This window comes from Streptococcus infantis (assembly GCF_047465035.1).
Lineage (GTDB): Bacteria > Bacillota > Bacilli > Lactobacillales > Streptococcaceae > Streptococcus > Streptococcus infantis_T.
Genome location: NZ_JASHAQ010000008.1, coordinates 1 through 22,689 on the forward strand (window position 1 = coordinate 1; position 22,689 = coordinate 22,689).

Here is a 22,689-nt window from a genome sequence, read left to right on the forward strand (position 1 = left end):
TTTATGTTTGGTCATAGTAGGCCTCATTTCTACCACAAACGTCTCACACTTAATTCCACCATAAAAATCCGTTTTAGACTAATTTCCACTTTGGTCAGATAAGTGGAAGTTACTTTGAGAAGTTTCCTTCTTGTCAATTTCAGAAAATAGATAGGAAAAAGACTTTTCAATTTTGGTAAAAAGTAGTATAATGTTTCTATTATAGAAATTTTTAGAAAATTCCGAAAGAGGTTTGTTATGGGATACACAGTTGCTGTTGTCGGCGCTACAGGTGCCGTAGGTGCTCAAATGATCAAAATGTTGGAAGAATCAACTCTTCCGATCGATAAGATTCGTTACCTTGCGTCTGCACGTTCTGCAGGAAAGGTCTTGCAATTCAAAGGTCAAGATGTGACCATCGAAGAAACAACAGAAGACGCTTTTGAAGGGGTTGATATTGCTCTTTTCTCAGCTGGTGGATCAACTTCTGCAAAATACGCACCTTATGCTGTTAAGGCAGGTGCAGTCGTCGTAGATAACACATCTTATTTCCGTCAAAATCCAGATGTACCATTGGTTGTTCCTGAAGTGAATGCCCACGCCCTTGATGCTCACAACGGAATCATCTCTTGTCCTAACTGTTCAACAATTCAAATGATGGTGGCTCTTGAGCCCGTTCGTCAAAAATGGGGCTTGGACCGTATTATCGTTTCAACTTACCAAGCTGTTTCAGGTGCTGGTATGGGAGCAATTCTTGAAACCCAACGTGAGTTGCGTGAAGTACTGAATGATGGTGTGAATCCACGTGATTTGCATGCGGAAATCCTGCCTTCAGGTGGCGATAAGAAACACTATCCAATTGCCTTCAATGCTCTTCCGCAAATTGACGTCTTCACTGACAATGACTACACTTACGAAGAGATGAAGATGACGAATGAAACCAAGAAAATCATGGAAGACGATAGCATTGCCGTATCAGCAACATGTGTACGTATTCCAGTTTTGTCAGCTCACTCTGAGTCAGTCTATATTGAAACAAAAGAAGTAGCACCAATCGAAGAAGTGAAAGCAGCTATTGCTGCCTTCCCAGGTGCAGTTCTTGAAGATGATGTTGCTCACCAAATCTATCCTCAAGCGGTTAATGCTGTTGGTTCACGTGATACTTTCGTTGGACGTATCCGTAAAGATTTGGATGCAGAAAAAGGTATTCATATGTGGGTGGTTTCTGATAACCTTCTTAAAGGTGCCGCTTGGAACTCAGTACAAATTGCAGAAACACTTCACGAACGTGGATTGGTTCGTACAACAGCTGAATTAAAATTTGAATTGAAATAATGTGTAGGAGTTCATTTGAACTCCTTCTTTAAAATAGAAAGGTGTTTCGTATGTCTTATCAAGATTTAAAAGATTGTAAAATTATCACGGCCTTTATTACTCCTTTTCATGAAGATGGGTCAATTAATTTCGATGCCATTCCAAAGTTGATTGAACATTTATTAGCACATCATACAGACGGAATTCTTCTAGCAGGAACAACTGCTGAGAGTCCGACTCTAACTCACGATGAGGAGTTGCAGTTGTTTGCAGCTGTTCAAAAGGTTGTCAATGGCCGTGTTCCTTTAATTGCCGGTGTTGGTACCAATGACACACGTGACTCTATCGAGTTCGTCAAAGAAGTAGCAGAGTTTGGTGGTTTTGCGGCTGGTCTTGCGATTGTTCCTTACTATAATAAACCATCCCAAGAAGGTATGTATCAACACTTTAAAGCTATTGCAGATGCTTCTGATTTGCCAATTATTATTTATAACATTCCAGGACGTGTAGTTGTCGAAATGACTCCTGATACTTTACTTCGTTTGGCGGAACATCCAAATATTATTGGTGTCAAAGAATGTACCAGTCTTGCCAATATGGCTTACTTGATTGAGCATAAACCAGAAGAATTCTTGGTGTACACTGGTGAGGATGGTGATGCTTTTCATGCTATGAACCTTGGTGCAGACGGAGTTATATCTGTTGCTTCCCACACAAATGGAGATGAGATGAATGAGATGTTCACTGCAATCGAAGAAAGTGATATGAAGAAAGCGGCAGCTATTCAACGTAAATTTATTCCTAAAGTTAATGCTCTCTTCTCTTACCCAAGTCCGGCACCTGTTAAGGCGGTACTCAACTATATGGGATTTGAAGCTGGGCCAACTCGTCTACCTTTGGTTCCTACGCCTGAAGAGGATGCTAAACGCATTATCAAGGTTGTTATTGATGGGGATTACGAAGCAACTAAGGCGACTGTCACTGGAGTCCTTCGTCCTGATTACTAAGATAACTAATCTAAAAAAACTTTCTAAACAAGTAAAATTGTTGGAAAGTTTTTTTCTTTTTCTACGAATAAATAGATAGAGAGAAAAACAAGGAGTCTATCATGAAAATTAAGATTGATAATTTTGAGATTTATAAGTTGAAACAAGCAGGTTTAAGTAATCAACAGGTTTTAAAGGTACTTCAATATGGAGAAATCTATGATCAAGAATTAACCCTAGAAACGATAGCAGAAGCATCTGAGTGTAGAAATCCCGTTCTTTTTATGGAACGTTACCATAAACTCACCTTTGAAAGTATGGAGCGATTACGAAGTGATTTTGAAAAATTTCCTTCTTTTTCCATCCTAGACGATGTCTATCCCTTTGCTCTCAGTGAAATCTATGATGCTCCAGTATTGTTATTTTATAAGGGCGATTTAAATCTCTTAAAATTGCCTAAGATTGCGGTTGTAGGCAGTCGCTCTTGTAGTCAGTCAGGTACAAAATCAGTCCGTAAGGTTGTTCAAGAACTGGAGAATGAACTGGTGATTGTGAGCGGGCTTGCTAGAGGGATTGATACTGCAGCGCATATGTCTATTCTTCAAGGTGGTGGAAAAACCATTGCAGTCATTGGGACTGGCTTGGATGTCTATTATCCACGATCCAATAAACGACTGCAGGACTACATCGGTAATTATCATTTGCTACTGAGTGAATATGGACCGGGTGAAGAACCCTTGAAATATCACTTTCCAGCACGAAATCGGATTATTGCTGGCCTATGTATGGGTGTCATCGTTGCTGAGGCAAAGATGAGATCTGGTAGTTTGATTACTTGTGAGCGAGCTATGGAAGAAGGAAGAGATGTTTTTGCTATTCCAGGTAACATTTTAGATGGTCGTTCAGATGGTTGTCATCACTTGGTTCAAGAAGGTGCAAAACTTGTTTCAAGTGGTCAGGATGTGTTAGCAGAATTTGAATTTTAAGAACTAGTAAGGCTTTATCGGTTAAACTTTTCTTCTATATATAGGAGTTAAGTCTTGACAGGTTTTTAAAAATGGTTTACACTTTATAAAGTTTATTACTTTGAAAAGGTGTGATACTGTGGCTACGGCAACAAAGAAGAAAAAATCAACAGTTAAAAAAAATCTAGTAATCGTGGAGTCGCCTGCAAAGGCTAAAACGATTGAAAAATACCTGGGTAGAAATTATAAGGTTTTAGCCAGTGTTGGTCATATTCGTGATTTGAAAAAATCCAGTATGTCAGTCGATGTAGAAAATAATTATGAACCCCAATATATCAATATTCGTGGGAAAGGTCCTCTGATCAATGACTTGAAAAAAGAAGCTAAAAAAGCCAATAAAGTCTTTCTCGCAAGTGACCCGGACCGCGAAGGAGAAGCAATTTCTTGGCATTTAGCTCATATTCTTAATCTAGATGAAAATGATGCTAACCGTGTTGTTTTCAACGAGATTACCAAGGATGCGGTAAAAAATGCCTTTAAAGAACCTCGTAAGATTGATATGGATTTGGTGGATGCCCAACAAGCCCGTCGTGTCTTGGACCGCTTGGTAGGTTATTCTATTTCACCGATTTTATGGAAAAAGGTCAAAAAGGGCTTGTCAGCTGGCCGTGTTCAGTCTGTTGCTCTCAAGTTAATCATTGACCGTGAAAATGAGATCAATGCTTTTCAACCAGAAGAATATTGGACGATTGATGGAGTCTTCAAAAAGGGGACTAAGCAATTCCAAGCATCCTTCTATGGAATGAATGGCAAGAAGATGAAATTGACAAGCAATGAAGAGGTCAAAGAAGTCTTGTCTCATCTATCTAGCAAAGACTTTACAGTTGATCAGGTAGATAAAAAAGAACGCAAGCGTAACGCTCCACTTCCTTATACTACCTCAACTATGCAGATGGATGCAGCTAATAAAATCAATTTCCGTACTCGAAAGACCATGATGGTTGCCCAGCAACTCTATGAAGGGATTAATATTGGTACGGGCGTCCAAGGTTTGATTACCTATATGCGTACAGACTCGACTCGTATCAGTCCAGTTGCTCAAAATGAAGCTGCAAACTACATTAATGAACGTTTTGGCAGTAAATATTCTAAGCATGGCAGCAAGGTAAAGAATGCGACTGGTGCTCAGGATGCCCATGAGGCTATTCGCCCATCAAGTGTCTTTAACACGCCAGAAAAAATTGCTAAGTATTTGGATAAAGACCAACTTAAGCTTTATACTCTTATCTGGAATCGCTTTGTAGCGAGTCAGATGACGGGTGCTATCTTTGATACCATGGCTGTGAAGCTCTCTCAAAATGGAGTTCAATTTGCAGCAAATGGAAGTCAGGTTAAATTTGACGGTTACTTGGCCATTTACAATGATTCAGATAAGAATAAGATGTTGCCGGATATGGTAGTTGGTGATGTCGTCAAGCAGGTCAATAGTAAGCCTGAGCAGCACTTCACTCAACCGCCAGCACGTTATTCGGAAGCGACACTGATTAAAACTTTGGAAGAAAACGGAGTCGGTCGCCCATCAACTTATGCACCTACCATTGAAACTATTCAAAAGCGCTATTATGTGCGTTTGGCAGCCAAGCGTTTTGAACCAACAGAGTTGGGAGAAATTGTTAACAAGCTCATCGTTGAATATTTCCCTGATATCGTCAATGTAACCTTTACAGCTGAAATGGAAGGTAAACTGGATGATGTCGAAGTTGGAAAAGAGCAGTGGCAACGAGTCATTGATGAATTTTACCAACCCTTCTCTAAAGAGGTTGCCAAAGCCGAAGAGGAAATGGAAAAAATCCAAATCAAGGATGAGCCAGCAGGATTTGATTGTGAAGAGTGTGGCAGTCCGATGGTTATTAAACTTGGTCGTTTTGGTAAGTTTTATGCTTGTAGCAATTTCCCAGATTGCCGTCATACACAAGCAATCGTGAAAGAAATTGGTGTGGAGTGTCCAAGCTGTCATCAAGGTCAAATTATTGAACGAAAAACTAAGCGTAATCGTATCTTTTATGGTTGCAATCGCTATCCAGAGTGTGAATTCACTTCTTGGGACAAGCCTGTTGGACGAGATTGTCCAAAATGTGGTAACTTCCTCATGGAGAAAAAAGTCCGTGGTGGCGGTAAGCAGATCGTTTGTAGCAATGGTGATTACGAAGAAGAAAAAATCAAATAAAATGAGTCCTGAAAGTAAATTTCAGGCTCTTTTTAGTAAAGGCTTGACAAAATTCATCATTGTATGCGAAACTAGAAGAAGATTATTTTATACTCAATGAAAATCAAAGAGCAAACTAGGAAGCTAGCCGCAGGCTGCTCAAAGCACTGCTTTGAGGTTGTAGATAGAACTGACGAAGTCAGTAACATATATACGGTAAGGCGACGCTGACGTGGTTTGAAGAGATTTTCGAAGAGTATTAACTAGGAGAAGTTATGCGTATTATCTATCTGATTATTGGATTTCTGTCATTAGCTCTGGCTATTGTTGGAGTTGTCTTGCCCTTGTTGCCCACGACTCCTTTTCTTTTGTTGTCTATTGCTTGTTTTTCCAGAAGTTCCAAGCGTTTTGAAGATTGGCTTTATCATACTAAACTTTATCAGACTTACGTGGCTGACTTTCGTGAGACCAAGTCTATTGCGCGTGAACGTAAGAAAAAGATTATTGTATCAATTTATATCTTGATGGGAATTTCCATTTATTTTGCGCCTCTTTTACCAGTCAAAATTGGTCTGGGATGTTTAACCATCTTTATCACCTACTATCTTTTCAAGGTTATTCCTGATAAAGAATAACTTTAATAAGTAACGATTTTCCTTGATAAAAACAAAAACATATTCGAAATAACATGATATAATAAATTTAAAGTAATCTTCAAGGAGAATCAAATGATTTACGAATTTTGTGCTGAAAATGTAACCTTGCTTGAAAAAGCTATGCAGGCAGGAGCTCGTCGCATCGAGCTTTGTGACAATCTAGCAGTTGGTGGAACAACTCCAAGCTACGGAGTAACCAAGGCAGCTGTGGAGCTGGCGGCCGACTACGATACGACCATTATAACTATGATTCGACCACGTGGTGGTGATTTTGTCTACAATGATTTAGAAATTGCCATTATGCTTGAGGACATTGCTCTAACTGCTCAAGCAGGAAGTCAGGGAGTTGTCTTTGGTGCCTTAACAGCTGATCAGAAGTTGGACAAGGCCAATCTTGAAAAATTGATTGCTGCATCTAAAGGTATGGAAATTGTTTTCCATATGGCATTTGATGAATTGAGCGAACAAGATCAGTTAGAAGCCATTGATTGGCTCAGCCAAGCTGGGGTGACACGCATCCTGACTCGTGCCGGTGTATCTGGCGACTCGTTAGAGAAACGCTTTGCTCACTATCACAAAATTTTAGAACACGCTGCAGGAAAGATTGAAATTTTACCTGGTGGAGGGATTGACATGGACAACCGTCAAACCTTTATTGACCAACTGGGTGTGACACAATTACATGGAACTAAGGTTGTCTTTTAAAAAATAGAAAGGAACTGCTAGCTTTTGGTAGCAGTTTTCGCTTATGTTTGAAATTTTTAAAGCTTATCAGTTTAATAGTCAAAAGGCTAAAGAGTACGGATTTGTAGAAAATCAAGGCGTATGGAACCATAGTTTGACTATCTTGCACGGAGATTTTCTCATGAGAGTTATAGTTGTGGACGGAGACTTATCTTTTCAAGTTTTTGACAAGGACACTGGTGATCTTTATCCTCAAGTTCACATGGAAAGTATGAGAGGTACTTTTGTTGGAACTGTTCGAGAGGCTTGTTTAGAAGTTCTTTATGACATTCGAAAGGCCTGTTTTGACGTGCAGGGATTTCTCTGTCCTCAGACCAAGAGAATCATGGCACTCGTCCAAGAAAAGTACGGAAATCAATTGGAATATCTATGGGAGAAATCCCCTGATACAGCTGTTTTGCGCCATGAGGGCAATCAAAAGTGGTATGCTGTTTTGATGAGAATCTCTTGGGAAAAGCTTGAAAAGGGCAGAGAAGGACTAGTGGAAGCAGTCAATCTCAAACATGATCAAGTATCTGATTTGTTGGTAAAAAAAGGGATTTATCCAGCCTTTCATATGAACAAGCGCTATTGGATAAGTGTGCCACTTGATGACAGTTTATCAGATGAAGAGCTGCTTGAATTGATCGAAAAAAGTTGCAACTTGACCTTGAAAAAGTAATTAGATTTACTTGATTTTTCAAATACTTTCAATTAGCAAAATATTCTTTACTGAAGAAATTTTCAGAAAATATTGGATTTTTTCTTGACATGTGTTTTTTCCTATGCTAAAATACTAAACAAGATATCAAACGAAGGAGAAAGTCAAACATGAAAACAGCTAAGTTTAATCAATTTGCTTTGTTGTTGAGGTACTCGGGCTAGTGCAAAAGCATTAGTCCTGTTTGGCTTACCAAGCGGGAGTAAATCAACATCTCGCTTGGGTTTCTGAGCGAGATGTTTTTTTAAAACCATATTTGGAAAAGGGGAAATCTTATGAGAACAGTTGAATTTCTAGATACCAGCCTTCGAGATGGAGAGCAGACACCTGGTGTTAATTTTTCAATCAAGGAAAAAATTGCCATTGCAAGACAGCTGGAGAAATGGGGTATTTCAGCCATTGAAGCCGGTTTTCCGGCGGCTAGTCCAGACTCATTTACGGCAGTGCAGGAGATTGCTAAGGTCTTGAAGAAAACAGCGGTGACTGGTTTGGCACGTTCGGTCAAGTCTGATATTGATGCTTGTTATGAAGCCCTCAAGGATGCCAAGTATCCACAGGTTCACGTCTTTATCGCTACTAGTCCGATTCACCGCAAGTATAAGCTTAATAAGAGCAAGGAAGAGATTTTGGAATCTATTAAGGAGCATGTTTCTTATGCCCGTTCTAAGTTTGAGATTGTCGAATTCTCTCCTGAGGATGCAACTAGAACAGAGTTGGATTTCCTCTTACAAGTCGTTCAAACAGCGGTAGACGCAGGTGCAACCTATATCAATATTCCTGACACGGTTGGTTTTACCACACCAGAGGAATATGGGAATATCTTCAAGTATCTGATTGATAATGTTAAAACCGACCGTCAGATTATCTATTCTCCTCACTGTCACGATGACCTTGGAATGGCAGTTGCAAATAGCCTTGCTGCTGTTAAAAATGGGGCAGGGCGTGTTGAAGGAACCATTAATGGTATTGGAGAAAGAGCTGGGAATGCTGCTTTAGAAGAAATAGCAGTGGCTCTCAATATTCGCCAAGATTACTACCAAGCAGAGACAAGTATCGTCCTAAACGAAACGATTAATACATCCGAAATGGTTTCTCGCTTCTCAGGGATTCCAGTTCCAAAAAATAAGGCGGTTGTTGGAGGAAATGCCTTCTCTCATGAATCAGGTATTCACCAAGACGGTGTTCTTAAAAATCCTCTCACTTATGAAATCATTACACCTGAATTGGTTGGTGTCAAGAGTAATAGTCTTCCGCTCGGTAAATTGTCTGGTCGCCATGCCTTTGTAGAAAAACTGAGAGACTTAGCTCTAGATTTTACAGACGAAGACATCAAACCACTTTTTGCTAAGTTCAAGGCCTTAGCAGATAAGAAGCAAGAAATCACAGATGCTGATATTCGAGCTCTGGTAGCTGGCACCATGGTTGAAAATCCAGAAGGCTTCCACTTTGATGACTTGCAACTTCAAACCCATTCTGAAAATGACATTGAAGCGACAGTTAGATTAGCTAATTTTGATGGTGAGAAAGTTGAATTTAATGCAGCAGGTCAAGGTTCTGTTGAAGCTATCTTCAATGCTATTGATAAATTCTTTAATCAATCTGTTCGCTTGGTATCCTATACGATTGATGCGGTAACTGATGGTATTGATGCCCAGGCACGTGTATTGGTAACTGTTGAAAACAGAGATACAGAGACTATCTTTAACGCAGCTGGACTTGATTTCGATGTGTTGAAGGCTTCGGCTATTGCTTATATCAATGCTAATACCTTTGTTCAAAAAGAGAATGCTGGTGAAATGGGAACAACAGTTTCCTATCGCGATATGCCTAGCGTGTAAAGGAGAAAGCTATGACAAGAAAAATAGTTGCCCTAGCAGGTGATGGTATCGGACCTGAAATCATGGAAGCTGGTTTAGAAGTTCTAGCATCTATATCTGAAAAAACAGGTTTTGACTATGAGATTGACAGACGACCTTTCGGAGGTGCAGGTATTGATGCTGCAGGGCATCCTTTACCTGATGAAACCCTCAAGGCAAGTAGGAAAGCAGATGCTATCCTACTAGCAGCTATCGGTAGTCCTCAGTATGATGGAGCAGCGGTTCGCCCTGAACAAGGCTTGCTGGCTCTCCGTAAGGAACTCAATCTCTATGCCAATATTCGTCCGGTAAAAATCTTTGACAGTCTCAAGCATTTGTCACCTCTTAAGCCAGAACGAATAACTGGTGTTGACTTTGTAGTAGTACGTGAGTTGACAGGTGGGATTTACTTTGGAGATCATATCCTTGAAGAGAAATCGGCACGTGATATCAATGAATACAGCTATGAAGAAGTAGAGAGGATTATACGTAAGGCTTTTGAAATGGCAAGAAGTCGGAGAAAAATCCTTACCAGTATCGATAAGCAAAATGTTTTGGCAACATCAAAACTCTGGCGGAGAGTTGCTGATGAAGTCGCAAAAGATTTTTCGGATGTAACTTTGGAACACCAGCTAGTCGACTCAGCTGCCATGCTCATGATTACAAATCCAGCCAAGTTTGATGTTATCGTGACAGAGAATCTTTTCGGAGATATCTTATCTGATGAATCAAGCGTTCTATCTGGTACACTCGGGGTTATGCCATCAGCCAGCCACTCTGAAGATGGTCCGAGTCTCTATGAACCGATTCACGGTTCAGCACCTGATATTGCTGGACAAGGTATTGCCAATCCTATTTCCATGATTTTATCAGTTGCCATGATGCTGAGAGACAGCTTTGGACGTTTTGAGGATGCGCAGCGTATTGAACGTGCTGTTGAAGCTAGTTTAGCGGCTGGTATTTTAACAAGAGATATAGGAGGACAGGCTTCGACTAAGGAAATGACAGAAGCCATTATCGCAAGACTATGAAACTAAACGAAGGAATTACTTTTGCTCTCTTGATTTGGAACCTTTTGATTTTTACCATCTATGGTATTGACAAATTTAAAGCCCAAAGAGGTGCTTGGCGAATACCTGAAAAATATTTACTATCATTTGCATTTTTTTGTGGTGGTTTTGGTGCCTGGTTGGCAGGACTCACTTTTCATCACAAGACTAGAAAATGGTATTTTAAAACAGTTTGGTTCCTAGGGATAATGACTACACTAGTAGCTTTATATTTTGTATGGAGGTAATGAATGGCAGGAAAATCGATTTTTGATAAATTATGGGACCTCCATGTGATCACAGGAGAAGAGGGACAACCACAACTCATGTATGTGGATCAACACTATATCCACGAAGTGACCAGTCCTCAGGCATTTCAAGGTTTACGAGACACAGGACGCAGATTGAGACGACCAGACTTGACATTTGGGACCTTTGACCACAATGTACCGACAGTTAATATCTACGATATTCGAGATGTAATATCCAAGGCTCAAATTGATAAGTTAGCAGAAAATGTTGAGGAATTCGGGATTGAACATGCGGCCCATGGTTCTGAAAAACAAGGCATCGTTCACATGGTTGGTCCAGAAACAGGACGAACACAACCAGGAAAATTCATCGTCTGTGGTGATAGCCATACAGCAACCCATGGAGCTTTTGGAGCGATTGCCTTTGGAATTGGGACCAGTGAGGTCGAGCACGTATTTGCTACTCAAACCCTCTGGCAGGTCAAACCCAAGAAAATGCTGGTAGAATTCACTGGTGTTCCTCAAAAAGGAGTTTATTCCAAGGACTTCATTTTAGCCTTGATTGCCAAGTACGGCGTTGCCTGTGGTGTTGGCTATGTGGTGGAATATCGTGGACAGGCTATTGATGCACTGAGCATGGAAGAGCGAATGACCATCTGCAATATGTCCATCGAGTTTGGATCCAAGATGGGAATCATGAATCCAGATCAGACAACCTATGACTATCTTGAGGGACGAGAGTGTGTTCCCAAAGATTTTGACGCAGCAGTTGCTGATTGGAAAACAATTGTCAGCGATGATGATGCCATTTACGATAAGATTATCCAGATGGATGTCTCAGACTTGGCTCCTATGGTAACCTGGGGAACCAATCCTGCTATGGGTGTTGACTTCGACAGTAGCTTCCCAGAAATCAAGGATATGAATGATGAGAGAGCCTACAATTACATGGATTTGGAGCCTGGTCAAAAGCCAGCGGATATTGAACTAGGTTATATCTTTATCGGTTCTTGTACCAATGCTCGTCTCAGCGATTTGCAACTGGCTGCTCGATTTGTCAAAGGGAAGAAAATAGCTCCTAACTTAACGGCTATTGTAGTTCCAGGCTCTCGTCCTGTCAAACGAGCTGCTGAGAAATTGGGTTTGGATAAGGTTTTTTTAGACGCTGGCTTTGAGTGGAGAGACCCAGGTTGTTCAATGTGCCTAGGGATGAATCCAGACAAGGTACCTGATGGCGTCCACTGCGCCTCAACCAGCAACCGTAACTTTGAAGATAGACAAGGCTTTGGTGCTAAGACCCATCTCTGTAGTCCAGCCATGGCAGCTGCGGCAGCTATTGCAGGGCGCTTTGTAGATGTTCGGCAAATGCCAGAAGCCCAGTAAGGAGAGGATATGGAGAAATTTACAGTTTATACAGGAACGACCGTTCCTCTCATGAATGATAATATCGACACCGACCAAATCCTACCCAAGCAGTTTCTCAAGTTAATTGATAAGAAAGGCTTTGGTAAGTACCTTATGTATGCATGGCGTTATCTAGATGACAAGTATACTGAGGATCCAGACTTTGTCTTTAACCGACCTGAATATCGAAAAGCCAGTATTCTCATCTCAGGGGATAACTTTGGGGCAGGTTCTTCGAGGGAACACGCTGCTTGGGCTCTAGCAGATTATGGTTTTAAGGTCGTGATTGCAGGCTCTTTTGGTGACATTCATTACAATAATGAACTTAATAATGGCATGTTACCAATTGTTCAGCCTAGAGAGGTTAGAGAAAAGCTAGCCCGGCTTAAACCGACTGACCAGGTAACTGTGGACTTAGAACAACAAAAAATCATCTCACCAGTTGGAAAATTCACTTTCGAAATCGATAGTGAATGGAAACACAAGCTCTTAAATGGTTTGGATGATATCGGTATTACCTTGCAGTATGAAGACTTGATTGCTGCATATGAAAAACAACGCCCAGCCTACTGGCAGGATTAGAAAAAATAGAAAAGGAAATAGAACTATGACAAAACACATTCAATGGAACGGAACACTTTCACAAGAAGGTTATGACATTTTAAAAGGTGAGGGCGGATGTATCGTTTGCCCTACAAAAGTTGGTTACATCATCATGACTAGCGATAAGGCAGGTCTTGAACGCAAGTTTGAAGCCAAGGAACGCAACCGTAACAAACCAGGTGTTGTTCTCTGCGGTAGCATGGACGAGCTTCGCGCTTTAGCGCAGCTAAATCCTGAAATCGAAGCCTTCTATCAAAAACATTGGGATGAAGACATTCTTCTTGGTTGTATCCTTCCTTGGAAACCAGAAGCCTTTGAAAAACTCAAAGCATACGGTGATGGCCGTGAAGAACTCATGACTGACGTCCGTGGTACTAGCTGTTTCGTTATCAAGTTTGGGAAAGCTGGTGAACAATTGGCTGCCAAACTTTGGGAAGAAGGCAAGATGGTCTATGCCTCATCTGCAAACCCATCTGGAAAAGGAAACCGTGGTAAGGTAGAAGGTATCGGAGAACGCATCGAAGGAGCAGTTGACCTTGTTATCGAGGCAGACGACTATGTGGCATCAATCCAGCCTGACAAAACGATTGAAACTCGCTACGAGCAAGGTGTGATGGTCTCTATGGTTGATAAAGACGGTAAACTCATCCCAGAACAAGGAGGAGCACGTTCAACCTCACCAGCTCCAGTTGTAATCCGCAAAGGTCTTGATATTGATAAAATCATGATGCACCTGTCAGACACCTTTAACTCATGGGACTACCGTCAGGGAGAGTATTATTAGGATGTAGAAGAAGTGAGGTTTATACTCTTCGAAAATCTCTTCAAACCACGTCAGTGTCGCCTTACCGTAGATATATGTAACTGACTTCGTCAGTCTTATCTACAACCTCAAAGCAGTGCTTTGAGCAGCCTGCGGCTAGCTTCCTAGTTTGCTCTTTGATTTTAAATGAGTATTGAATTGAGATAAGTTGAGTTAATTGGATTAAGAACCTCAAAAAAACAAAAAGGAAAGCATCTCATGAAAAGATGTTTTCCTTTTATTGTATAAGTTATCGAATAGAGTTATCTTAAATTCAGAAAGGTTCAAAAATGATATTTGATGAATAATGATACTCTACATTTTAACGATTTTATTAGTTATTTTCAACTTGTTCACTATATTTTGGTCTTAGTGTGGTTCCTGAATTGATAATAGTGCGTTTTTGAACTAAAGGCAATTCTGTACGATTATAAACTGTTCTCCAAGGTTCCCAAGCAAGACCTGTTTTTTCTTGAATTTTTACGCGAAGATTGCGAACATTTCCTCTAAATTGTAGTTCAGTTTGGAAACCAGCAGTTCTATTTTTTCCATTATCTTCCCATTCACGAGAGCGGATGCTTTCAATTCCATTTTCGTCATATGTGACTTCGTCCCAGTAAACGTAGTAACGAGCGACATATCCACCCTTATGTTGCAAATTGAGATAGCCATTCTTGTAAGAGGTAATTTTAGTTTCAATATAATCAGTACTGTTTTGGATTGTTGCAACTTGATTATCTCTTAAAAAGGCAGTTTTATAAGAAATAGGGACTGCAGGATTTTGTGTACTAAAATTAGCTCCTTCTTGAATTAATTTCTTGAGATCTTCAGGTGTTCCAGTAACTACTCGAGCAGCGCCATCAGCGTTACCGCCAACAATAACAGCTGTTACAGAAGTATTTTTCAAAACACGAGCCCATTCAGATTCAGGGTTAATAGGCACACCTTTAATGACAGCATTTATAGCTGCTTTAAGTTCTGTACTTGTACTTGTTGTTTCAAATTTAACATACATTTGACGGCCATAAGACATACTAGAAACATAAACAGGAGGTGTTTGTTCATCCAAGCCACGATCTTGTAAATCGTTGACTGTTACATTATCACCAAAGACATCTCCAGGATTTTTTGGTGCATCAAAGTTAGCGGTAAAGTAAATTTGTTTAAAGTCAACAACTTCAATTTGTTTTTCACCTTTTTGTGCAGCTTCAAAGTCAATTTTTAAATCGACCCCAATTTTTTCAAAGTTGCTACCAAATTTTGCTTTTAGTTGATTCATACTATATGCTGAAGTAGAATCGTATTGCATACGAGCAGGTGCAGGATTACTTGATGCATAATTTGCATTCCATCTATTTACCAAAGTGTTAATTCCTTCCTGCATACCACTGACTGTTGTATTTGCATCAGTATAGCTATCTGCTCCAGCCATTCCTGGAAGGTCCACGCTGATTCTACCCTGTTTTCTATCAATACTAACAAGTTGAGGTTTATTTTCTAATAACCCTTGATCTGCTCGGAACAAAGCGCCTAAGAAGATGTCGCTATTACCGTTAATTGAAACATCAGCTGAATTATTAGAAATACTCTTTTTCACTTTTTCAATTACAACAAACTCATTTCCTTGTTGTTTTGAAGATGTATTTGAATAATTTTCGATTGCTTCACCTCTACGAGTTAAAATATCAATTTTGTTGTAGTTTAATCCGAAAAGATATTTATTCAAGTCCTTATCTGCCTGATTAGTAGATCTCATGAGGTTTTCCATAACATCTGCTTTTGGTGCTTCAGTTACAGTAGTGGCAGCTTTTTCTTCGGTTTTTGAATTGAGGTTTGGAGTATTTTCTTGTTCGTTTACTGTAGGTTCTGTTTTTGGATTAGAACTACTTGAAATTGGGGTTTCAGTAGCTTTTACAGTATTATTTTGAATAATTGAAGCTGTACTTAATAAAAAAGTTGCAATAACTACACCACAGACACCAATGCTACGTTTTCGGATAGAATAACGAAAACCTTTTTCAAGATTATTTTGAATCATATAAAGCTCCTAGTTTATTATTTCATTTTATTATCTCTTGAACGCGCTTTCTCGGGATAAAAATATTCTAGCAGAAATAAAAATCTAATGCAATCGTTTTCTTGATAAAATGGACATATTTAGGTATGTGTTTATTTTTAGAGATTTATGCTTTTTAGTGTAATTTATCTCTCGCTAGAGAGTTCACCTATGATAATCCACTCATACAGCTGATCCGTCATACGATTGAATACATGAAGAATCAGAGAAGCATAGGGGGAGGAGCTCTTGATAATTTATTAACAAGTCGTGAAAATTTCTCTGAAATTATTCGTGTAACCCCATCTTATAAAATAGCTGATCGTGCTAAGATTATCCGACTAAATCAAACCAAGCCTCTTCGTCATGCATACTTTCGAGAGTATAGAAAATTGCAAGAGCTTTGTCTGATGATATTAAACAGAGAAAAGCACGGTTTAGGATACCAAGAGCAAAAAATCCATGGAATTCTTTTTGATGTTACCTGGCTTTGGGAAGAGTATGTTTATACCTTGTTGCCAAAAGATTTCATCCATCCACGAAATAAGGATAAGACGGACGGTGTTTCTGTATTTTCTGATCGTAAACGAAAAGTTTTCCCAGATTTTTATAACAGAGAACTAAGGACAGTTTTAGATGCTAAATATAAAAGACTAGAATTTACTGAAAAAGGAATTAACCGTGAGGACTTGTTCCAGCTGATTTCTTATTCTTATATTTTAAAAGCTGATCAGGCTGGGCTTGTTTTTCCAAGCAAGGAAAAGGTAGTTGATAATGAGATAGGCAAGTTAGCAGGCTATGGAGCCCAGTTGAAAAAATGGTCTATTCAAATCCCTAGACAAGCCGAAAGTTATCAAGATTTTGTCAAGAGGATTGAATCCTTTGAAAGAGTCTTTATCGAAAATATTGGTAAAGATTTGAAAGGCAAGACAAATACAGGGTAAATGTCTACTTAGTTATCTAAATCAAAAATTATAAACACGAACATTATTTGTTTTCGGTCATTACAATTGACAAAAAACGGACAATATTGTAAACTTGTTAGAGTAATTGTCTGGAAAAGACGAGGCTATTCCTAACTTTAGGAAGGTCTAAACAAGAGAAATGAGAGAAATATGTTAAACGAATTTCCGATCTTTGACTATGAAGATATTCAGCTAATCCCAAATAAGTGTGTCCTTCAAAGTCGAGCAGAAGCTGATACACATGTGACCTTGGGAAAACATACCTTTAAGTTGCCAGTTGTTCCTTCTAATATGCAGACTATCTTGGATGAAGATGTTGCTGAACAGCTTGCCAAGGGTGGCTATTTCTACATCATGCACCGTTTTGATGAAGAAGGACGCATTCCTTTTGTGAAACGCATGCATGAAAAAGGGTTGATTGCATCTATCTCTGTTGGTGTTAAAGATTACGAGTATGATTTTGTGAGTCAATTAAAGGCTGATGCACCAGAGTACATCACCATTGATATTGCTCATGGTCATGCAGACAGTGTGATTGCAATGATTCAGCACATCAAGAAAGAATTGCCAGATACGTTTGTTATTGCTGGTAACGTTGGAACTCCAGAGGCAGTTCGTGAACTTGAAAATGCTGGTGCAGATGCTACTAAGGTAGGAATCGGTCCAGGTAAAGTATGTATTACTAAGGTTAAAACTGGTTTTGGTACTGGTGGATGGCAGCTAGCAGCTCTTCGCTGGTGTGCTAAAGCTGCGCGTAAACCGATTATTGCCGATGGTGGTATCCGTACACACGGAGATATTGCTAAGTCAATTCGCTTCGGTGCAAGTATGGTTATGATTGGTTCACTATTTGCAGGTCATATCGAAAGTCCTGGTAAAACTGTCGAAGTCGATGGTAAACAATTCAAAGAATACTATGGTTCGGCTTCAGAATACCAAAAAGGTGCTTATAAGAATGTCGAAGGTAAAAAAATCCTTCTTCCTGCTAAAGGACATTTGCAAGATACCTTGACTGAGATGGAACAGGATTTGCAAAGTTCGATTTCTTATGCTGGAGGTCGTAAAGTTGCAGATCTTCGTCACGTTGACTATGTCATTGTGAAGAACTCTATCTGGAATGGAGATGCTCACTAAAAATATGATTACTTATTTATGCCGCGAATTGGCGTGGCGTTTCTACAAGGTACCGTAAATACCTAACAATGAGTAAGCTGCAGAGATATAAGAATAGGTATTGAATCTATTTCTTTGTTTTCCAGAGGCTTACTTGGTAAGTCTCTTTTTATTTCGGAGGTTATTGTGAAATTATTAGAAGAACGAATTTTAAAGGACGGAAACGTTCTTGGTGAGAATATTCTTAAGGTGGATTCTTTCTTGACCCACCAAGTTGATTATTCCTTGATGCGCGAGGTTGGTCGTACCTTTGCAGAGCATTTTAAAAATGCGGGCATTACTAAGGTTGTAACCATTGAGGCATCTGGAATTGCCCCAGCCCTTTACGTGGCTGAACAGTTAGATGTTCCCATGATTTTTGCTAAAAAGGCAAAAAATATCACTATGAATGAAGGAATTTTAACCGCTGAAGTTTATTCTTTCACTAAACAAGTAACTAGTACCGTATCTATTGCAGGTAAGTTCTTATCTCCTCAAGATAAAGTATTGATTATTGATGATTTCTTGGCTAATGGCCAAGCAGCTAAAGGTTTGATTCAGATTATCGAACAGGCTGGTGCTACAGTCGAGGCCGTCGGGATTGTGATTGAAAAATCTTTCCAAGATGGTCGTGAACTGTTAGAAAAATCAGGTCATCAGGTAGTATCACTTGCTCGTTTAGAGCGTTTTGAAAATGGAAGAGTTATCTTCAAAGAGGCAGACATCTAATGAATCAAAAAGAAAACCACTCAAAAGCGGCCGTATTGGGCTTGCAACACTTACTTGCTATGTACTCAGGTTCAATCCTAGTACCAATTATGATTGCAGGTGCCCTAGGTTACTCACCTCAACAACTGACATACCTTATCTCTACAGATATCTTTATGTGTGGGGTCGCAACTCTCTTACAATTGCAACTCAATAAACATTTTGGTGTTGGTTTACCTATTGTTCTTGGGGTAGCCTTCCAGTCTGTTGCTCCTCTTATCATGATTGGACAAAGTCACGGTAGTGGTGCTATGTTTGGTGCCTTGATTGCTTCTGGTATTTATGTCGTTCTTGTAGCAGGCGTATTTTCTAAAATTGCTAATCTGTTCCCTTCAATCGTAACGGGTTCTGTCATTACAACAATCGGATTGACCTTGATTCCAGTAGCTATTGGGAATATGGGAAATAACGTCGAAAAACCAACGGGACAAAGTCTAGCGTTAGCAACAATCACTATTCTTATCATTCTCTTGGTTAATATCTTTACAAAAGGATTTATTAAGTCAATTTCTATTTTGATTGGTTTGATTGCAGGTACTATCATCGCTGCGACTATGGGCTTGGTTGATTTCTCTCCGGTAGCAGAAGCTCCACTCGTTCATATCCCAACTCCATTTTACTTCGGTGCTCCGCAATTTGAGATTTCTTCTATTGTCATGATGTGTATTATCGCTACTGTATCTATGGTAGAATCAACTGGTGTTTATCTTGCCCTTTCTGATATTACTAAAGATCCAATCGATAGCACTCGTCTTCGCAATGGTTATCGTGCAGAAGGTCTCGCTGTTCTGCTTGGTGGACTTTTCAACACCTTCCCATATACAGGATTTTCACAAAACGTTGGTTTGGTGAAACTTTCAGGTATTCGTACTCGTTTGCCAATCTACTACGCAGCTGGTTTCCTCATCTTACTTGGTCTCTTGCCTAAGTTTGGTGCCTTGGCTCAGATTATTCCTAGCCCTGTTCTTGGTGGAGCAATGCTGGTCATGTTCGGTTTTGTTTCGCTACAAGGGATGCAAATCTTGGCGCGTGTAGACTTTGAGCACAATGAACACAACTTCCTCATTGCAGCAGTTTCTATTTCTGCTGGGGTGGGATTGAACGGAAGCAATCTCTTCAATACTTTACCGACTGAATTACAAATGTTCTTTTCAAATGGTATTGTTATTGCAAGTACAGTAGCCATTGTCTTGAATGCTATTTTGAATCGTAAAAAATAAAAATAAATGAGAAGCGATAGAAATATCCTTCTCATTTTCTTTTTTAGAGCTTGAGTATTGTTTATAGAGTCCTTTTTATGGTAAAATGGTTCTATGAATGAAAGAATGAAAGAGCTCGTTGAACTGCTCAATCGCTATGCGACAGAGTATTATACAAGTGATAACCCATCTGTATCTGATAGTGAGTATGATCGTCTCTATCGTGAATTGGTAGAGTTAGAAAAAGCTCATCCAGAGCAAGTCTTGCCAGATAGTCCGACACATCGTGTTGGTGGAAAGATTCTTGATGGATTTGAGAAATATAGTCATCAGTATCCTCTCTATAGTTTGCAGGATGCTTTTTCTCGTGAAGAGCTCGCTGCCTTTGATGCGCGTGTTCGTAAAGAATTGGATGAAGTTACTTATATCTGTGAGTTAAAAATTGATGGTTTATCGATTTCCTTGACTTATGAGCAAGGAATTTTTGTTGCTGGAGCTACTCGTGGTGATGGCTCCATTGGTGAAAACATCACTGAAAATCTTAAACGAGTGAAAGACATTCCTTTATCATTATCTGAAAAAATAGATATAACAGTTCGTGGTGAATGTTATATGCCGAGAGCTTCTTTTGATCAGGTCAATCAATCTCGTCAAGAAAACGGGGAGCCGGAGTTTGCTAATCCAAGAAATGCTGCTGCAGGAACCCTTCGCCAGTTAGACACAGGAGTAGTAGCTAAACGTAATCTTGCAACCTTCCTTTATCAGGAAGCTAGTCCTTCAACTCGGGATAGTCAAGAGAAGGTTTTGAAACATTTAGAACAATTAGGCTTTGTAGTTAATCAAAGACGTCTATTAGCTCATAGTATGGACGAGGTTTGGGCGTTTATTCAAGAAATTGGTCAAGAAAGAGATCAGTTGCCTTATGATATCGATGGAGTTGTGATTAAGGTCAATGATTTAGCTGGTCAGGAGCAACTAGGATTTACAGTCAAAGCACCTAAATGGGCAGTAGCATATAAATTCCCAGCAGAAGAAAAAGAAGCGAAACTTCTTTCTGTTGACTGGACTGTTGGCCGTACCGGAGTTGTGACTCCGACTGCTAATCTTACTCCAGTGCAACTTGCAGGTACAACTGTAAGTCGTGCAACTCTTCATAATGTCGACTATATCGCTGAAAAGGATATCCGTAAGGATGACACAGTCATTGTCTACAAAGCGGGTGATATCATACCAGCCGTTCTACGAGTGGTGGAGTCTAAACGTGTGTCGGAGGAAAAACTAGATATCCCAACAAACTGTCCAAGTTGTGAGAGCAAACTTTTACACTTTGAAGATGAGGTTGCCCTTCGATGTATCAATCCGCGCTGTCCTGCTCAAATCATGGAAGGCTTGACGCATTTCGCATCGCGTGATGCTATGAATATTTCTGGCCTTGGTCCATCAATCGTTGAAAAGTTATTTGCTGCCAATTTGGTTAAAGATGTTGCAGATATTTATCGTTTGACTGTGGAAGATTTGCTCTTGCTAAATGGTATCAAGGAAAAATCTGCTCAAAAGCTCTACCAGGCTATTCAAGCATCCAAAGAAAATTCTGCTGAAAAACTCTTGTTTGGTTTGGGGATTCGTCATGTAGGAAGTAAGGCAAGTCAGTTGCTTTTACAAAACTTCCACTCAATCGAATCGCTAGCACAAGCCAATCCTGAAGAAATTGCAAATATTGAAAGTTTGGGTAGTGTCATTGCTCAAAGCCTACAGACCTATTTTGCTACAGAGGGTTCTGCAATCCTTTTAAGGGAATTGAAAGAATCAGGTGTTAATCTAGACTTCAAAGGACAGACAGTTGTAGCAAATGCAGCCTTGTCTGGTCTAACTGTCGTATTGACAGGAAAGCTAGAGCGTCTTAATCGCTCAGAAGCTAAAAATAAATTAGAAAGTCTAGGAGCCAAGGTTACTGGTAGTGTGTCGAAAAAAACAGACCTTGTTGTAGCAGGAGCAGATGCAGGAAGCAAGCTCCAAAAAGCACAAGAACTGGGAATAGAGATTCGTGATGAAGCTTGGCTTGAGAGTTTGTAAGCTATGAAAGAAGAAAAAAAACGCGCACGCCTCATTTATAATCCGACCTCAGGCCAGGAAATTATCAAGCAAAATATCGCAGAAGTTCTAGAAGTGTTAGAGAGCATAGGCTATGAAACAAGTGCTTTTCAGACCAAACCTGAACACTTATCAGCCCAGAAAGAAGCAGAAAGAGCTGCAAAAGCTGGATTTGATTTGGTTTTGGTAGCTGGTGGCGATGGTACTATCAATGAAGTGGTTAATGGAATTGCACCTCTGGAACATCGTCCAAAGATCGCCATCATTCCTACTGGAACTACCAATGACTATGCAAGAGCATTGAAAATCCCTATGGGGGATCCAGTTGCTGCAGCGAAAATCATTACTAAAAATGAAACCAAGCAAATTGATATTGGTCGTGCTTATGGTGATAAGTATTTCATCAATATTGCTGCGGCAGGAACTCTTACGGAGTTAACTTTTAGTGTTCCGAGTGAACTAAAGACGCGTTTGGGTTATCTGGCCTACGTTGCTAAAGGCTTCGAGATGTTTCCAAAATCCAAAGCCCGTCCTGTTCGTATTTACCATGATTGGGGAATTTTTACAGGAGAAGTTTCTCTTGTCTTTGTTGCCTTGACCAATTCTATTGGTGGATTTGAGCAATTTGCACCTGATACCAGACTGTATGATGGCAATTTCACGCTTATTCTGGTAAAGACGGATAAAATACTAGATATGTTGAGTTTGCTAGTTCAGGCCATGAACGGAGGCCAACACGTGTCAGATGTCAATGTTGAATATCTTAAAACGAGTAAACTCCGAATTGAAACTTTAGATCAGGAAGAGCCATTTATGCTTAATCTTGATGGAGAATACGGTGGCGACACACCAGTAGATTTGGAAGTATGTCATAACCACATTGAGTTTTTTGTGAATCGTGAGGCACTTGATCAAGAAATTATTAGTCACATATAAAATCAAA

The 22,689-nt window shown here is 39.8% G+C and carries 19 protein-coding genes, 1 pseudogene and 1 riboswitch; of the genes and pseudogenes, 19 read left to right on the forward strand and 1 reads right to left on the reverse strand.

Going from position 1 to position 22,689, the window contains the following annotated elements; translation table 11 throughout:
• Positions 1–237: 237 nt before the first annotated feature.
• The 13 genes from QM406_RS04925 to QM406_RS04985 all read left to right on the forward strand — a co-directional run bounded on the left by QM406_RS04925 (position 238) and on the right by QM406_RS04985 (position 13,497).
• A complete protein-coding gene (locus QM406_RS04925; RefSeq protein ID WP_311523719.1) occupies positions 238–1,314 on the forward strand; it encodes an aspartate-semialdehyde dehydrogenase in 1,077 nt (358 codons plus the stop codon).
• A 50-nt stretch (positions 1,315–1,364) separates the two neighbouring features.
• A complete protein-coding gene (gene dapA, locus QM406_RS04930; protein ID WP_311523720.1) occupies positions 1,365–2,300 on the forward strand; it encodes a 4-hydroxy-tetrahydrodipicolinate synthase in 936 nt (311 codons plus the stop codon).
• 107 nt (positions 2,301–2,407) lie between these two features.
• The gene (gene dprA / locus QM406_RS04935; protein WP_414273644.1) at positions 2,408–3,265 is read left to right on the forward strand and encodes a DNA-processing protein DprA; all 858 of its coding nucleotides are present in this window, start codon (positions 2,408–2,410) and stop codon (positions 3,263–3,265) included.
• Between the two features lie 118 nt (positions 3,266–3,383).
• The gene (gene topA, locus QM406_RS04940) at positions 3,384–5,471 is read left to right on the forward strand and encodes a type I DNA topoisomerase (RefSeq protein ID WP_315639009.1); all 2,088 of its coding nucleotides are present in this window, start codon (positions 3,384–3,386) and stop codon (positions 5,469–5,471) included.
• 254 nt (positions 5,472–5,725) lie between these two features.
• Positions 5,726–6,085, forward strand: coding sequence for a YbaN family protein (locus tag QM406_RS04945; RefSeq protein ID WP_045763427.1), 360 nt, complete (start codon positions 5,726–5,728; stop codon positions 6,083–6,085).
• Between the two features lie 93 nt (positions 6,086–6,178).
• Complete coding sequence (locus QM406_RS04950; protein WP_414273580.1) at positions 6,179–6,811, forward strand: copper homeostasis protein CutC; 633 nt, start codon at positions 6,179–6,181, stop codon at positions 6,809–6,811.
• 43 nt (positions 6,812–6,854) lie between these two features.
• Positions 6,855–7,511 carry an MmcQ/YjbR family DNA-binding protein gene (locus QM406_RS04955; RefSeq protein WP_414273581.1) on the forward strand — a complete coding sequence of 219 codons (657 nt, stop codon included), beginning with the start codon at positions 6,855–6,857 and terminating at the stop codon, positions 7,509–7,511.
• 314 nt (positions 7,512–7,825) lie between these two features.
• Positions 7,826–9,388 carry a 2-isopropylmalate synthase gene (locus tag QM406_RS04960; RefSeq protein ID WP_414273582.1) on the forward strand — a complete coding sequence of 521 codons (1,563 nt, stop codon included), beginning with the start codon at positions 7,826–7,828 and terminating at the stop codon, positions 9,386–9,388.
• Between the two features lie 11 nt (positions 9,389–9,399).
• Positions 9,400–10,437: a 3-isopropylmalate dehydrogenase gene (gene leuB, locus QM406_RS04965; protein ID WP_414273583.1), complete on the forward strand. Its 1,038-nt coding sequence runs from the start codon at positions 9,400–9,402 to the stop codon at positions 10,435–10,437.
• Positions 10,434–10,703, forward strand: a complete 270-nt coding sequence (locus QM406_RS04970) for a DUF1294 domain-containing protein (RefSeq protein WP_414273584.1) — start codon at positions 10,434–10,436, stop codon at positions 10,701–10,703. Before leuB ends, QM406_RS04970 begins: the two co-directional genes overlap by 4 nt.
• Before the next feature lie 3 nt (positions 10,704–10,706).
• The gene (gene leuC / locus QM406_RS04975) at positions 10,707–12,089 is read left to right on the forward strand and encodes a 3-isopropylmalate dehydratase large subunit (RefSeq protein ID WP_414273585.1); all 1,383 of its coding nucleotides are present in this window, start codon (positions 10,707–10,709) and stop codon (positions 12,087–12,089) included.
• A gap of 9 nt (positions 12,090–12,098) precedes the next feature.
• Positions 12,099–12,692, forward strand: coding sequence for a 3-isopropylmalate dehydratase small subunit (gene leuD / locus QM406_RS04980; RefSeq protein WP_414273586.1), 594 nt, complete (start codon positions 12,099–12,101; stop codon positions 12,690–12,692).
• Between the two features lie 25 nt (positions 12,693–12,717).
• Positions 12,718–13,497, forward strand: a complete 780-nt coding sequence (locus QM406_RS04985; protein ID WP_000160505.1) for an L-threonylcarbamoyladenylate synthase — start codon at positions 12,718–12,720, stop codon at positions 13,495–13,497.
• A gap of 352 nt (positions 13,498–13,849) precedes the next feature.
• Here the strand turns inward: QM406_RS04985 and QM406_RS04990 are convergent, their stop codons facing one another.
• The gene (locus QM406_RS04990) at positions 13,850–15,553 is read right to left on the reverse strand and encodes a thiol-activated cytolysin family protein (protein ID WP_414273587.1); all 1,704 of its coding nucleotides are present in this window, start codon (positions 15,551–15,553) and stop codon (positions 13,850–13,852) included.
• A gap of 176 nt (positions 15,554–15,729) precedes the next feature.
• Between QM406_RS04990 and QM406_RS04995 the strand changes: the two are divergent.
• The 6 genes and pseudogenes from QM406_RS04995 to QM406_RS05020 form a co-directional block, all read left to right on the forward strand.
• A pseudogene (locus QM406_RS04995) lies at positions 15,730–16,515 on the forward strand (5-methylcytosine restriction system specificity protein McrC); the annotation flags it as partial.
• 171 nt (positions 16,516–16,686) lie between these two features.
• The gene (guaC, locus tag QM406_RS05000; RefSeq protein WP_414273588.1) at positions 16,687–17,670 is read left to right on the forward strand and encodes a GMP reductase; all 984 of its coding nucleotides are present in this window, start codon (positions 16,687–16,689) and stop codon (positions 17,668–17,670) included.
• A riboswitch (purine riboswitch) is annotated at positions 17,663–17,759 on the forward strand. (Overlaps the previous gene by 8 nt.)
• Before the next feature lie 76 nt (positions 17,760–17,835).
• On the forward strand, positions 17,836–18,417 hold the full coding sequence (locus QM406_RS05005) for a xanthine phosphoribosyltransferase (protein ID WP_414273589.1): 582 nt from the start codon (positions 17,836–17,838) through the stop codon (positions 18,415–18,417).
• Positions 18,417–19,676, forward strand: a complete 1,260-nt coding sequence (locus QM406_RS05010; protein ID WP_414273590.1) for a nucleobase:cation symporter-2 family protein — start codon at positions 18,417–18,419, stop codon at positions 19,674–19,676. The genes QM406_RS05005 and QM406_RS05010 overlap by 1 nt, the downstream gene beginning before the upstream one ends.
• 93 nt (positions 19,677–19,769) lie before the next feature.
• Positions 19,770–21,728, forward strand: coding sequence for an NAD-dependent DNA ligase LigA (gene ligA / locus QM406_RS05015; RefSeq protein WP_414273591.1), 1,959 nt, complete (start codon positions 19,770–19,772; stop codon positions 21,726–21,728).
• Positions 21,729–21,731: 3 nt separating this feature from the next.
• Complete coding sequence (locus QM406_RS05020) at positions 21,732–22,682, forward strand: diacylglycerol kinase family lipid kinase (protein ID WP_414273592.1); 951 nt, start codon at positions 21,732–21,734, stop codon at positions 22,680–22,682.
• Positions 22,683–22,689: the final 7 nt, after the last annotated feature.